The 13,546-nt window shown below is 64.8% G+C and carries 11 protein-coding genes; 4 read left to right on the forward strand and 7 right to left on the reverse strand.

The features are described from left to right. The first annotated feature begins 65 nt into the window (after positions 1-65). Both LDH66_RS01855 and LDH66_RS01860 read left to right on the forward strand, forming a co-directional pair. The gene (locus tag LDH66_RS01855; RefSeq protein WP_226479383.1) at positions 66-839 is read left to right on the forward strand and encodes an SDR family NAD(P)-dependent oxidoreductase; all 774 of its coding nucleotides are present in this window, start codon (positions 66-68) and stop codon (positions 837-839) included. 47 nt (positions 840-886) lie between these two features. After that, positions 887-1,855: an MBL fold metallo-hydrolase gene (locus tag LDH66_RS01860; protein WP_226479384.1), complete on the forward strand. Its 969-nt coding sequence runs from the start codon at positions 887-889 to the stop codon at positions 1,853-1,855. A gap of 66 nt (positions 1,856-1,921) precedes the next feature. Here the strand turns inward: LDH66_RS01860 and LDH66_RS01865 are convergent, their stop codons facing one another. The 6 genes from LDH66_RS01865 to LDH66_RS01890 form a co-directional block, all read right to left on the reverse strand. Continuing rightward, positions 1,922-2,686 carry an IclR family transcriptional regulator gene (locus LDH66_RS01865; RefSeq protein WP_226479385.1) on the reverse strand — a complete coding sequence of 255 codons (765 nt, stop codon included), beginning with the start codon at positions 2,684-2,686 and terminating at the stop codon, positions 1,922-1,924. 1,445 nt (positions 2,687-4,131) lie between these two features. Then, positions 4,132-4,311, reverse strand: coding sequence for a hypothetical protein (locus LDH66_RS01870; protein ID WP_226479386.1), 180 nt, complete (start codon positions 4,309-4,311; stop codon positions 4,132-4,134). Between the two features lie 83 nt (positions 4,312-4,394). Then, the gene (locus LDH66_RS01875) at positions 4,395-5,519 is read right to left on the reverse strand and encodes a cytochrome b/b6 domain-containing protein (protein ID WP_226479387.1); all 1,125 of its coding nucleotides are present in this window, start codon (positions 5,517-5,519) and stop codon (positions 4,395-4,397) included. Beyond that, on the reverse strand, positions 5,516-6,196 hold the full coding sequence (locus tag LDH66_RS01880; protein ID WP_226479388.1) for a hypothetical protein: 681 nt from the start codon (positions 6,194-6,196) through the stop codon (positions 5,516-5,518). The genes LDH66_RS01875 and LDH66_RS01880 overlap by 4 nt, the downstream gene beginning before the upstream one ends. After that, a complete protein-coding gene (locus tag LDH66_RS01885) occupies positions 6,193-6,873 on the reverse strand; it encodes a 4Fe-4S dicluster domain-containing protein (RefSeq protein ID WP_226479389.1) in 681 nt (226 codons plus the stop codon). Before LDH66_RS01885 ends, LDH66_RS01880 begins: the two co-directional genes overlap by 4 nt. Continuing rightward, positions 6,870-10,232: a molybdopterin-dependent oxidoreductase gene (locus tag LDH66_RS01890; protein ID WP_226479390.1), complete on the reverse strand. Its 3,363-nt coding sequence runs from the start codon at positions 10,230-10,232 to the stop codon at positions 6,870-6,872. Before LDH66_RS01890 ends, LDH66_RS01885 begins: the two co-directional genes overlap by 4 nt. Positions 10,233-10,490: 258 nt before the next feature. Here LDH66_RS01890 and LDH66_RS01895 point away from each other — a divergent pair, with 258 nt between their 5' ends. Next, the gene (locus LDH66_RS01895; protein ID WP_226479391.1) at positions 10,491-12,623 is read left to right on the forward strand and encodes a hydrogenase iron-sulfur subunit; all 2,133 of its coding nucleotides are present in this window, start codon (positions 10,491-10,493) and stop codon (positions 12,621-12,623) included. Between the two features lie 2 nt (positions 12,624-12,625). Then, positions 12,626-13,258, forward strand: coding sequence for a TorD/DmsD family molecular chaperone (locus LDH66_RS01900; RefSeq protein ID WP_226479392.1), 633 nt, complete (start codon positions 12,626-12,628; stop codon positions 13,256-13,258). A 36-nt stretch (positions 13,259-13,294) separates the two neighbouring features. On the opposite strand, the gene LDH66_RS01905 is transcribed toward LDH66_RS01900, so the two are convergent. Beyond that, positions 13,295-13,471 (reverse strand): hypothetical protein, encoded by a 177-nt coding sequence (locus LDH66_RS01905; RefSeq protein ID WP_226479393.1) that lies wholly within the window; start codon positions 13,469-13,471, stop codon positions 13,295-13,297. Between the last annotated feature and the right edge of the window lie 75 nt (positions 13,472-13,546).

Consider the following 13,546-nt stretch of genomic DNA (forward strand, 5'->3'; position numbering starts at 1 on the left):
AGTCCCTCGACGGTCGTCCGGAGCGGAGAGTAAACGTAATGAGGACGGACGGTCTCGCTTGCCGTATGGTCGATTACCAACACAGTCCAGTGACCGTCAGTGGCAAACGAGCCGTCGTGATCGGCGGGACCAGCGGTATCGGACAGGCGATCGCCCTCGGCTTCGCCGAGGAGGGAGCCGACGTCATCGCGACGAGCCGAGACGAGACGAAAGTCGCCGAGACCGCAGCGGAGATCGAAGACCGAGGGGTCGAGACGGCGCGAGTCACCTGCGACGTGACCGAATCCGACTCGCTCGAGCGCGTCCGCGAGACGGCCGTCGACGAACTCGGCGGCGTCGATATCGTCGTCGCGTCGCAGGGAGCGATCTCACGGGAGTCAGTTCGGGACATCTCCGACGAGGACTGGGACTTCGTCACCGACGTCGCGTTGGACGGCGTCCGCCGCGTGACCCAAGCCTTCGCGCCGGCGATGGAGGAGGGCGGTTCGATCATCAACATCTCCTCGCTGACGGCGCGGCTCTCGATGGCGAACCTGCCGGCCTACACCGCGGCGAAAGGCGGCGTCGAGGCCTTCACCCGCGCGTCCGCGAAGGAACTCGCGCCCGATATCAGGGTCAACGCGATCGCGCCTGGCTTCGTCATCACGCCCCAGAACGCGGACACGTACGCCGAGGGAACCGAGAAGCGCGAGCGCATCGACGAACGAACCCCGCTCGGCCGCGTCGCCGAGCGCGAGGAGATCGTCGGCGCGGCGATCTACCTCGGCAGCGACGCTAGCTCGTTCGTGACCGGCGAGATCGTCACGATCGACGGCGGCTTCGCGGACAGCGCGTTCTGAGCGGACTAACGCTTTTGTAGTCGTATCGACGATAGTTCACTGAACGAATGAGAGAGACACAGACGCACACGATCGCGCCCGGAATCCATCGAATCGAGACCGTCATCGACGACAAACGCCACGGCTACCACGTCCTCGAGGGAGCAGACGGTCCGATCGTCGTCGACCCCGGCGTCGTCGACGCGCCGACGACGATCTATCGCCCGTTCCTCGAGGAGCGGGGCTGGTCGCTCGAGGACGTGTCCCTCGCCGTGATCACCCACGCGGACGCCGACCATCACGGCGGGGCTCACGAGCTCCGCGAGCACGCGCCCTCGGTCACGTTCGCCGCTCACGATGCGGACGCGCCCCTGATGGAGAGCGTCGACCGAATCATGGACGACCGGTACGGGATGTTCGCCGACGAGCACGGTCTTACGTACGACGAGGACACCCAAGCGTGGCTCGAGGGAATGATGGGACCCGACGAACGGATCGATCTGCGACTCCGCGGCGGCGAACGGCTGGCGCTCGCGGATCGCGAACTCCGGATCCTGCACACGCCCGGCCACACGCGCGGCCACCTCGCGCTCCACGATCCCGAATACGACGTCGTGATCGGCGGCGACGCGATCTTCGGTCGCGGCGTGTTCACGGTCGACGGCGACTACATCCAGCCGCCGCCGTACTACCGCTATCCGGAGTACAGAGAGACGATCGAACTGCTCCGCGCGCTCTCACCGGACGCGCTCTCGCTGACCCACTACGAGGTCTTCGAGGGCGACGCCGTCGAGCGCTTCGTCGACGAATCGCTGGCCTTCGCGTCGGAACTGGACGCGCTGGCGCTGGACCTCGTCGACGAGCACGGACCGATCACTCTCGAACGAGCCATCGACGCGGTCGTCGACCGACGCGGCAGCTACGGACTCGACGTTGACCTCGCGTACCCGCTGTCGGGGCACCTCGACGCGCACGTCGATCGCGGCACCGTAACGCGAACGACGACCGACGGCGTCGTCGCGTGGCAGCGGGCGTGAGACAGCAGTTCGTCATCAGTGAACAGCGGTTTGTGCGAGTCGGGGGCGAACGGCGTCCGACGGCGTTCAGGAGTAGGTGAGATTCAACTCGATAACGTTCGCCGCGCTCTCGAGAAGTTCGGGGAGTTCGGATTCGAACCGCTCCCCCTTCATGCGACTCGTCGGTCCGGCCACGCTGAGCGCACCGATCGGTCGATCGTCGAGGTCCAGAATCGGCACGGCGACACAGCAGAGGCCGCCGATCCGCTCCTCCCGATCGAACGCGACGCCGCGATCTCTGATCTCCGCGAGTTCGGCCTTGAGTTCGTCGCGATCAGTGATCGAGTGGTCGGTGTCGGCCGACATCCCGTGGTCGTCGACGATTTCGTTGACGCGGTCCTCGGGCAGATACGCGAGGATCGCCTTGCCGAGGCCCGTGTTGTGCAGCGGGACCCGGTGGCCGGTTCTCGCGGCGACGTTGACCGCTTGATCACCGCGTACTCGGCAGACGTAGACCCCCTGACCGTGTTCCTCGACGAGTAAATTGACGAGTTCGTCGGTCTCCTCGGCGATCGACTCCATCTCCGGACGGGCCGTCTCGTAGAGGTCATCGCGCTGGCGCACGTATCGCCCGAGATCGAGAAAGCGGAGTCCGATGTCGTACTGACCGTCCTCTTTGACCACGTACTCCTCTTGCTCGAGCGTGCTGAGGTAGTTGTAGACGCTACTCTTCGGGAGATCGAGTTCGTTCGACAGTTCGGTGACGCCGGCCCCGTCGAGCCGACGCAGCGTCTGGAGGATGTCGAACGTCGTGACCACCGACTTGACTGGATTGTTCGCTCGCTTGCCCATATCCCGGCTAGTCCGTGTTTCCTATAAATATCTATGTGTTCAGTATTTACGAACAGGTCGGACCGTCCGTACCCGGGTTTTCGACCGACCGTCGACGGTACGAACCGGGAATCAGTGGCTCTCTGTGTTTTCTCCCGCAGTTGTCGGCGTGTAGTGCGAGTATTGTTTACCATCGTTGGATGGTTGTTTTGTGTAATTAGCGGACGGGGTCGCGCGAAATCGGGCGAAAAGTCGCCGAATTCGTCTCATCGGAAGGTAAGTCGACTGTACGGGGGCGCATTCGATGCGACCGGGCTCGAGAATTCGGCTGTCCGATCAACACGCGGAAACGAACTCGTCGGACAACTGTTCTCTATTGCATAACTCGTGTTCTCTCTAGTGTGAACAGGTGTCTCCGCTTACTGCTCGGCGTCGATAGACCCGATCGGCGCGATCACGGCGGCGATTTCGATGACGGATACGACCGCGACTCCGACAGGATAGTTACAGACATATGTGTGTAATTGAATCTCGTCAACGGAGGCAGAAGTACTAGATATACTAGCAAATATAGTAGATGATATATAGAGCCATTCTTCGAACGGTACCGGTCGCTCTATTCTCAGGTATGCTTTCCATCTCTCTCCGTATTAGTTCCGCAGTTCCGCGCTCTCCCGACCGTCACGTCGATATCCAGCGGTCCGTGTGAGTAGTGTGTCCCCTCGAGGCAGTGGAGGTCTAGACCGGTCGGGAGCGATCCGAGTACGATCAGCGATGACGGCATCGAACCGAGCTATACGCCCAGCTATCGCGTGTCCCGCTGCTTTCGAGATGGGCTCTGTCACGCCTCGAGGAGCAGTGCGATTCTCCGAACGGAGCGATTCGTTCCCCGATCGAAAGAGCCGGAATCGGACCAGTAATAGATATGATGGTTACAGAATCATCTACGATATTCTATGTATAGTGGCGGTATCGGCGGTCCGCTACGGCTCGAGCGAGTTGCCGACTCTCGTGGGGTCGGTCACCGCCGTCTCGCTCGGATATCGGCCGGGTGCCGTTCGATTCCCCGCGAATCGGCGGTGTGTATTGGCGTCGCTCGCTCGTCGCCGTCCGACAGTTCCTCACTCGATCGATCTCAGAGCTGTAATCGGCGTCGTTTCGACCGGATCGATGTCTGATTCTCGACTCGGATGAGCTGCAACACGTGCGTACGTCGTCCGGACAGAGACGAAATCCCGCGACTCGACCGGATGGCGTTTTCGATAGTCTCGATGCGCGGGATACCAGATATGATAGTAAAGCAGTACACACGCAATCTGAAATATATCGACGACAATACGATTATTTCGCCGGGTCTGGACGAGTACAGCGACGGTTCCGTGCGGTCAGCGTGACGAACAGTCGAGCGGAGCTCACGGGTTCGGCCGTCGTTCAAGCGGTGGCGAGGCGACCGTCGAGAGGGAATCTCAGAGGACGAACCCGCCAACCATCGCGACGATGAAGAGGGCGGCGAGGACCGCGAGTGCCTCGAATCGGTACTCAGAGCGGCCTTCGAGGTCCGGTGTCGCGAAGACGACGCCGAGGAGGCCACCCACGGCCACGATCAGGATCGCGACGGCGTAGATCGAGTACAGCAGCTGTGCCATGCTATCACATACGCTTCGGAATTACGTAAATCCCGGCCGGAGCGGTCGGGAATCCGACGTGTCGTCGCGAAAATCCGGCGCGACTAGCCGCCGACGTCGTCGTCCGATCGCCCGTCGTTCGTTCCGTCGTCGGTCGTCGATCGGTCGTCGATCGGTCGCGTCCCACCGTCGGTTCCGGGTCGGCCCCCGCCCTCGAGATCGCCGCTGCGGTCGGCTTCTCGTTCTCCGCCGTCGGCTGCGGTCGTCCGCTCGGCCGTCTCCCGGCGCTGGCGCACGTACCGCGCCCGGAGGACGTTGCCGTACATCGAGAGCACCAGCCCGATGAGTAAGACGAGCATGCCGACGTTGACGCCGATCGTTCGCAGGACGCTCCCCTCGTTGAACTGGAGTCGATCCGGAACCGGGTAGCCGCCGTACGAGAGGCTGGCCATCATCACGCTGACGATGCCGACGACGACCAGGACGCCCATCACGTTGGTCGCCCATCGCCAGGAAGACCGGAGCCGGAGCCGCTCGATCCCGGTGGTCTCGTATTCGTCGGGATCGTCGTGGAAGTTCGGCGTTCGATCCTTCGGCAGGAACGCCTTCATCTCCACCGGGTAGAAGGCGGGATGGAAGCCGTGCTCGAAGGTGTGGAACATCACGCCCATCAGCATGATGACTCCGAGCAGGCCGTGGAAGGCGACGAAGGCCATGACGACCGACTGAGAGTTGTAGAAGTCGATCAGCCACGTCTTCCGCCAGATCAGGAGGCCCGAAATCATCAGCAACAGCAGTTCGACGGTGAAGATCCAGACGACGCCCTTGCCGATGTAGGAGATCAGCGGCACCTCGTCGGCCTTGTAGCCCGCGAACTGGCGGGCGGCCGGGTGGCGCTCGTCGGCCCGCCCGAGCGCGAACTTGATGTCCTGTACGAACGCCGAGATATCGGTTCGATTCGGCAAGACGCCGCGGAAATTCGAGCGACTCGTCGACCGCAGGAGCATGTAAGACACCCAGAACCCGGTCAGGAGGATCAGCGAGAACCCCGCGAACCGATGGACCAGGAGCACGCCCTCGTTACCGCCCATCAGCTCGACCATCCACCACAGCTCCGTGTTGAACGCGATGGCGTATCCCGTAAAGAACAGGAAGAACACCGTCAGCGCCAGCAGCGAGTGGAACGTGGTGGTCACTCGCGAGAACTTGCCGTGGTCGAGGTTCGTCATCGCGACTCACCTCCGTCGGACCGAGTCGAGTCGTCCCGTGGTGTCGATTCCGACTCCGGTTCCGCGGCGGCGCTCGAGTCCGCCGACGGCCGTCCCGTGGTACTCGGCGCACCGCCGTCAGTCGCCGCGGCCGATTCCTGCCCCCGAGCCGTCGCCGCCGGCGGCCGCATCCGCGCGGCTAGCCGCCGGAACGCCGCCCAGTGGACGAACACCATCAGAAGGATGAAAATTCCCATGACGACGTCCGCGAAGTGAACCACGGCGATCGCGATCTCGAGGGCCGGCGCGGTGTTTCCGAAGACCCAGTCGGCGGCGACGCCGCCGCCCTGGACGGTCGGCCGGACGCGGAGTAGGTTCTCGAAGAGCGGTGCGCGTCCGGAAACGAGCGCGACGGCACCGCCCGCCAGCGCGAGTCCGATGAGCGCGCTGATCGCGAAGGCGATCCGATCCCAGCGACCGCCGCCGTCGCCACCGGTTCCCGTCCCCGAACCCGGGTCGCGGTCGGGAGTCGATCCTGCTTCGTCGGTCGATACCCCGCCACTCTCGTCGCGTCCGGCGGCGGTCTCAGCGGTGTCGCGATCGTCCCGGTCGACCGCGTCCGTCGTCCGGTCCCGATTCCTCGCGGCTCGGACGTCGTCGCGCTCGCGGGACTCGTCGGGTGGTCGTTCGTCGCTCATTGGTCGCTGAATAGCTGGGCGTCGTCCGCCCCGAAGATGATCTCCATGGCCTCGTCGTTGAAGAAGGAGCCACTGTCTCGTTTCTCGAGTTCGTCGGCGATCTCGCCGGCGCTGCCGACCAGGATCGCGTCGGTGGCACACTCCTCGGCGCAGGCCGGTCCCTTCTGGACGTCCTGGCGCTCGCGACAGCCGGTACACTTGTCCATGATGCCGCCGGTGCCGAAGAGCTGGGCCGTTCCCTCGTTGCTGTCCGGGAACTGCGGCGCGCCGAACGGACAGCCCGACAGGCAGTACTGACAGCCCACACAGAGGTCCTCGCTCACCGAGACGAACCCGTCGTCTTCCTTCTGGAGCGCGTTGGTCGGACAGACGGAGACGCAGGGCGCGTTCTCGCAGTGATAACACTGCATCGGGAGGCTCGTCTCGCCCGGGCGCTCGCCAGCCGCCAGTCGGTCCGTCTTGTCGGCGTTCTCGCCCTGTGGCCCGGCGCGCCCTTCGGCCATCGTCGTGATGTCGATGCGCTGGTTGTGTATCTCGCGGTCCCAGGTGCGCTTACAGGCGACGACGCAGCCGCCGCAGTCGATACAGGCCTCGACGTCGGGGAAGATCCGCATCCCCTCGCCGGTGCTCATCACGCCCTGGCTCATCACCTGGCCGGACCGCTCGTCCTGTGTCATGGCGTGTCACCTCCCTCGATCATGTCCCATTCGCGGACGTCGTATCGCTTCTGTGTGCCGAGTCCGTGCTCGTCCTGCGGGTAGTCGATGAACTCCATCTCGAGGTCGTCGACCACGCTTTGCGTGGCCTTCTGAACGTGGACGACGCCCGATTTGGTCTCCTGCATCTGGGTCTCGGCGTCGAACCCGCTCGGCGTGATGATGTTCGCGCTCTCGCCGATGGCCAGTGGCGCGGTTCCCTCGGGCCAGTTGCCCGACCTGTCTTCCCCGTGGAAGACGCCGCCCCAGTGATAGGGGAGGAAGACCTCCTCCTCGTTGACCCGGTTCGTCACGTAGGCCTTCACCAGGATCGAGCCCTTGTCGACCGAGGTGACGACGACGTGGTCGTCGCCGCCGACGACGTCGAGCTCCTCGGCGAGCGAGGGGTTGATCTCGGCGTACATGTGGGGCTGACGGTCGGCGGTGTACTCGTTGTTCCGCGTCTCGGCACCGCCGCCCTGGTGTTCGACCTGCCGGCCCGAAGTCAGAATTACCGTTCGGCCGCTCTCGGCGTCGCTGCCGAGTTCGGTGTGGACCCGTTCGGTCGCGTCGGCCTGGACCGACGCGTTGTTCTGGTCGAGTCGCCAGAAGTTGACCTGTTCGCCGTTGGCGGGCCACTGCTCGACGAGGTCGGGCCGGGGGCTCTCGACCGGTTCCCGGTGGACGGGCACCGTGTCGAGGAAGTTCCAGACGACCGCGCGCGCCTTCCCGCGTCCCGTCGGCGGATCGGGCTGTGCGTAGTCGTACTCCTCGTAGGCCGCGGGGTCGACGTCGACCTCGTCCCCGTACTGCTCGTCGAGCGCCTGCGCAGCGGTGTACACCGACTCAGTTTCGTCGAGTGCGTACTCGACGGGCAGTGTCTGTGTCGACGCGTTCACCGGATCGTCGGGAAGCAGCGTCGCGTAGTTCGGATACGACGGCACACCGTTGATCTCCTGCCCGTTCCACCACGGTGCCTCGAAGGACTCGGCGATCAGATCCAGTCCGTCCATCCCCTCCCGATTGTAGGTCTGCCAGAGCGGATACTGCTTGTCGATGCCGAGCTGGTTCCACTCCTCCGGCGTCGGCGCCCTGACGCCCCAGTTCTCGCGGAAGTCGTGGCCGCCATCGCGAGGGTCGGCCTCCTTCGTCCAGATAATCGGCGACCCGGGGTGATCGTCGCCCCAGTACGGCCAGGGGAGCATCCAGTAGTCCCCGTCGACGGGCAGCCCGTTGGTGTCCGCCCGCAGGTTGTCCGTGTTGAACGCCCAGTCGTACTCCTGATGTTGCTGGAGCTTCTCGGGCGACTGCTGGTAGCCGATGGATCGCGTTCCGAGGTTGATCTCCCGGAGCGTGTCCTCGTAGGAGCTCTGACCGTTGTACACCTCGGGACCGCTCCCCCAGTCGAAGTGCTCGCCGAAGCCGAGGTGATGGGCTAACTCCTGCATAATTTGGAGGTCGGGCCTGGAGTTGTGTGCCGGCGGCGCGACCCGCTCGCTCCACTGGACCGAGCGGTGGGAGTTCGTCACCGTCCGGACGTGTTCGTACTGGCTCGAGGCCGGCAGCAGGATCACGTTCGCGTCGTCTGGCAGCGTCCCGGCGACGGCCGGGAAGACGTCGACGACGACCATCAGATCCAGCTCCTCCATCGCTCGCTTCATCTTGTCCATCTCGCTGATGGAGTTCGCCGAGTGGCCCCAGAAGAACGCCATCTTCAGCGGGTCGGACTGGTAGAGGTTCGACTCGAGCAGGCGTTGTTCCTGCTCTAAGGCCGCCTCGTACCAGCGGGCGACGGTCAGCCCGACCTGGAACATCATCGACCGGTCGCTGACGTCGGTCGATTCCTCCTCTTCTAGGCCCTCCGATTCGTCGTCGCCCGACTGATCCTCGCCCTGCTCTTCGTCTCCCTGTCCCCCTGCGCTCTCCTCTCCTTCGCCCCCTTCGCCCTCTTGTTCCTCCTCGACGTCGACGCCGGCGCCCCCCGCCTCGACCTCGGCCGGCGTTTCCATGCCGCTCCACATGTCCTCCGGCATCATCTCGAACTTGTCGTATAGGTCCTGGAAGGAGGTACTGCCGCTGGTCCAGGGGCTCTGATCCCAGACGTCCGCCCAGTGCTCCCACGAGCCCGGCGAGTCGACGCCGTAGTAGCCCGGGAGGATGCTCGCGTCGACGCCGAGGTCGGTCGCTCCCTGGACGTTGGCGTGGCCGCGCATGACCTGCAGGCCGCCGCCAGACCGAGCCGCGCTCCCGGTCGCGAGGCTGAACAGCGCGTACGAGCGGATGTTCTGGGTCCCGTTGTTGTGCTGGGTGCCGCCCATCGCCCACTCGACCTGGATCTGGGGTCTGTTCTCGATGATCAGGTCACCGATCTCCTCGAGGTCGCCCTGATCGATCCAGGTGACGTCCGAGACCGTCTCGAGGTCGTATTGTTCGAGTTCGGGTTCGACGTCGGGCCACCCCATCACGCGGTCCTCGAGGAAGGTGCTGTCGAGTCCGTCTTGGTCCCGAACGTAGTTGAGTAGGCCCATGACCAGCGCCACGTCCGTGCCGGGCCGCAGCCGGTAGAAGTAGTCGGCGTGGGCCGACGTCTTCGTGTACCGGGGGTCGATCGAGACGATCGTCCCGCCGCGAGCCTGCCCCTCGAGGATGTGCTGCATCGCGATCGGGTGAGACTCCGCGGGGTTCTGCCCGAGGATGATGAGCAGGTCGAAGTTGCGGTAGTCGTTGATCGTGTTCGTCATCGCGCCGAACCCCCAGGTGTTCGCCAGTCCGGTCACGGTCGGCGAGTGACAGATCCGCGCCTGGTGGTCGACGTTGTTCGTGCCCATGAAGGCCGCGAGCTTGCGGATGGCGTAGGCCTCCTCGTTAGCGTGGTGGGCACTACCTAGTAGCATGACACTCTCGCGGCTGTACTCGTCGATGGTCTCCTCCCAGGTCTCGGCGATCTCGGAGTAGGCCTCGTTCCAGGAGATCTTCTGCCACTCGCCGTCGACCTTCCGCATCGGGTGTTTGAGCCGCTTGACCGAGTGCTCGGTCTCGAGAATGCCGGCCCCCTTCGAGCAGAGCGAGCCGTTGTTGATCGGGTTCTCGAACCACGGCTCCATCGCGGTAAAGGAGTTGCCGTCCTTGACGGCCTTGAAGCCGCAGCCGACGGCGCAGTAGTTACAGATCACCTTCGACGTGTCGGCGTCGTCGACGACGCCGTCCTCGCCCTCTTCCTCTTGACTGAGGACGTTCCCGGTGACGCCGCCGCCGAGGACCAGTCCGCCCGCGAGAGCGCTGGCTTTCATGAACGACCGGCGATCGAGGTCGATCGTCACCGGCTCGCCGTCCGCGCTCATTGGACGCGGTACCCCACTACTCGGCGAACACTCGTTCGCGCTACCGTGTGTACAGTACCCATGCCCATGACCCGCACTTTGCGGGATGGCTCTATGAATATTTGCTCTGGACGTTCTTCGGTAATTTATATTCGAGCTAGGGTTCTTCCGCCGAAGAAACGAAATACCCGATTACTCTCGAGTAGTGTTCGAACTCTGCCGAACAGTCACGGTATTTTTACGGAATACTATTGTATTGTCACAGTATACCACGACGGGATGAGAGTCGGGAGTTTCGTCTGTTCGTGTGCGGACACCTGTGACGTCGATCTCGAGGGCGTCCGCGAGGGGATCGATCACGTCGACGTCGCGGCGAGTTCGAGCCTGCTCTGTGCGGACGGCCTCCCCGCGATGGAGCAGGTCATCGACGAGTACGACCTCGATCAGCTGATCGTCACCTGTCCCGAGTCGCGGTCCCAGCGGAAGATCGAGCGGGTCGCCGAACAGCGGGGACTCCATCCGGACGCGGTCTCGTTCGTCGACCAGCGCGAGCGCGCCGGGTGGGTCCACGACGAGGCCGGTGCCACGGCGAAGACCGCCCGGATGGTCAACGCCAGATACGCCGGCCTCGAGGCCGAATCGGTCTCCCGGACGGTCTCGCAAGACGCCGGCGAGCGCGTTGCGGTCGTCGCCGATCCGGAGACCGCGGCGGCCCTGTCCGATGACGCTAACATCACGTTGATCGCCGACGGCGAGGAGTACGTCGACAGTACGGCCGAGCTCGACGACGTGACGATCGAACGCGGCCGCGTGATCGACGTCGACGGCCGGTTCGGCGAGTTCACGGTTCGCATTCGGGCACAGGTCACCGAGGACTGCGTCTCGTGTATGAAGTGCGTCCGCGAGGGCCCCGACGGCGCGGTCACGCGCTATCCGGTCGATATCGATCCGGACGCGCCCGACGGAGCGTGGACGGACGTCTGTCCCACCGACGCGATCGAGCTGGACGGGACCGAACGGACCCTCGAGTTCGACCAGGTCGTTTACCCGGCGGCCACTCGCGCGACACGGGGCGGCCGGATCGGCTTCTACACCGCGCCGATCGACGCGGCGACGATCTCGGCCGTGCGAACACACCTCGGCGGGATCGAGAAACCCGACCACCTCGACCTCGAGATGGACGTCTGCGCCGCGGGCGACTCGAGCCAGCGGGGCTGCAACGAGTGCGTCGAGGCCTGCCCGCACGACGCGGTCGAACGGGCGCGGATCGACGAGGTCGAGTTCCACAAGGAGGCCTGCCAGAACTGCGGGGCCTGTACCAGCGCCTGTCCGACGGGGGCGACGATGCTCCGCGAGCCCTCGAACGAGCGACTCGCCCGGGAGGTCGAGGCGCTGCTCCGGCCGACGGACGACGAGGGCGGCTGGCTCCTGAACCGCTCCGGCTCGGACATCGACGCCGCGATCGTCGCGTTCGTCTGCTCGGAGGAGGCCGACGACGCGCTCGCCGAGTACGGCCGACTGGCCGCCGCGGGGAAAGCGGACGTCGAGTACCCGCCGATCCTCCCCGTTCGCGTGAACTGCACGGACACCGTCGGCGAGGCCCACGCGATGCACGCGCTGGCCTGCGGTGCGGACGGCGTCGCGGTCGTCGGCTGCGGCGGCGACTGCCGTCACTCCGGTCCGGAGTCGAAGGCCGACCTCGTCGATCGGCTCAACCGAGCCACTGCGGACCTCGCGCTCGGCGAGCGGATCGGGTTCTTCGCGCCCGATCCCGACGAGCCGGGCCAGTTCGTCGAGGAGATTTCGACCTTCGCCGTCGAACTCGAGGGCTCGCCGATTCCGGTGGGCGATCACGAGGCCACCGGAGGGATCGACGCCGACCGGGACAACCCCGCCTTCGACAGTCACGGTTGGACGCTCGAGAGCGTCCGCGCGATCCTCGAGCACGTCGATCCGGACCGCGAGGTGATTCGCGGGCTCAAAGATTTCGGTCGCATGGACGTCGCCGACGGCTGTACGCTCACGCCGACCTGTTCGAACCTCTGTCCCACCGACGCGATCCGCCGGAACGAGGACGAGGCCGTCCTCGAGTTCAACCACGAGAAGTGCGTCAACTGCGGGCTCTGTGAGGAGGGCTGCGTCGAGGACGTCATCGAGATGCGCGACGGCCTCGACCGGTCGCTGCTGCCGGAGAACCGCGACGACGAGGACCCCGCCTGGATCGAGGTCTTCGACGGCGAGATGCGAGAGTGTCGCCACTGTGGCAAGCCGTTCACCAGCGAGGGATCGGCACGGAAGATCCAGGCGGAAGTCGGTGACCTCGTCGCCGGCATCGCCCCGAGCGCGCAGGGGGACATCTTCGAGTACTGCGGCGACTGCCGCGCGCGACTGCTCTCCGACCGAGGTGACTGACGATGAGCGTAGACCAACAGGCACTCTACGACGCCCGACTCGAGCTGGTGAACTTCCTGATCGACGCGTTCGCAGACGTCCCGACCGAATCGTTCGTCGAGACGTTGCTGTCCGGGGACGTCTCGCTCCCGGAGGAGAGCGTCAGCGAGCGCCTCGACCGGGGATTCGCGGAGCTCGAAGCCTTCATCGAGGAGAACCGGGATCGCGACCCCGACGCCGTTCGGGACGATCTGGAGAGCGAGTTCACGCGGCTGTTCGTCGGCCCGCGGCCGCCGGTCCTCCCCCACGAGACCTACTACCGAGAGGACACCGACTTTCGCGGCAGCGGGTTAGCAGAAGTCGAAGCGAGTTACGCCGCAGCGGGCTGGTCGCCGCCCGAGGAATACCCCGAGGAGAACGATTACGTCGCGGTCGAACTGGCGTTCCTCCGATACCTGATTCGCCGGCAGCGCGGCGGCGACGAAGAGACGTTCGGCTACCAGCGGGTCTTCCACGAGGAACATCTCTCCGAGTGGATCAACGACCTCGCGGCGGACGTCCGCGAGCGGACCGACGAGCGGTTCTACGAGGCCGTCGCCGCGCTGCTCGAGGGCGACGTCGCGTTCGAGGAAGAGATCGCGATACAGATGGCCTGAGCGAAGCGACGGCTCGGGCCCGAGTCCGCGGCCCAGTTACTCCTCGCCGTCGGCTCCTTCGTCGTCGACGAACGGCTCGAGAACCTCGTCGCTGAACGAGATGTCGCCGTCGACCTCGCCGTCGTTGATATCGTGTGGCGCAGTGTGCGTCCAGACCTCCTTGTCGCGTTTCTTGTCGAGTCCCGGATCCGGTCGCCAGCTCGTGTGCGTCATAGTTTCATGTGTGCGATTGACAGCCTTAGGCTTTTGTTGCGATTCTCGGATACGTCTCGCCGTCGGTCGAGGGAC

It is taken from the genome of Natrinema amylolyticum (assembly GCF_020515625.1).
GTDB classification, from domain to species: domain Archaea; phylum Halobacteriota; class Halobacteria; order Halobacteriales; family Natrialbaceae; genus Natrinema; species Natrinema amylolyticum.

What these genes read in the sequence shown, in the direction of transcription:
- LDH66_RS01855 (WP_226479383.1), top strand. Translation starts at nt 66, where the DNA reads ATGGTCGATTACCAACACAGTCCAGTGACCGTCAGTGGCAAACGAGCC.
- LDH66_RS01860 (WP_226479384.1), top strand. Translation starts at nt 887, where the DNA reads ATGAGAGAGACACAGACGCACACGATCGCGCCCGGAATCCATCGAATC.
- LDH66_RS01865 (WP_226479385.1), bottom strand. Translation starts at nt 2,686, where the DNA reads ATGGGCAAGCGAGCGAACAATCCAGTCAAGTCGGTGGTCACGACGTTC.
- LDH66_RS01870 (WP_226479386.1), bottom strand. Translation starts at nt 4,311, where the DNA reads ATGGCACAGCTGCTGTACTCGATCTACGCCGTCGCGATCCTGATCGTG.
- LDH66_RS01875 (WP_226479387.1), bottom strand. Translation starts at nt 5,519, where the DNA reads ATGACGAACCTCGACCACGGCAAGTTCTCGCGAGTGACCACCACGTTC.
- LDH66_RS01880 (WP_226479388.1), bottom strand. Translation starts at nt 6,196, where the DNA reads ATGAGCGACGAACGACCACCCGACGAGTCCCGCGAGCGCGACGACGTC.
- LDH66_RS01885 (WP_226479389.1), bottom strand. Translation starts at nt 6,873, where the DNA reads ATGACACAGGACGAGCGGTCCGGCCAGGTGATGAGCCAGGGCGTGATG.
- LDH66_RS01890 (WP_226479390.1), bottom strand. Translation starts at nt 10,232, where the DNA reads ATGAGCGCGGACGGCGAGCCGGTGACGATCGACCTCGATCGCCGGTCG.
- LDH66_RS01895 (WP_226479391.1), top strand. Translation starts at nt 10,491, where the DNA reads ATGAGAGTCGGGAGTTTCGTCTGTTCGTGTGCGGACACCTGTGACGTC.
- LDH66_RS01900 (WP_226479392.1), top strand. Translation starts at nt 12,626, where the DNA reads ATGAGCGTAGACCAACAGGCACTCTACGACGCCCGACTCGAGCTGGTG.
- LDH66_RS01905 (WP_226479393.1), bottom strand. Translation starts at nt 13,471, where the DNA reads ATGACGCACACGAGCTGGCGACCGGATCCGGGACTCGACAAGAAACGC.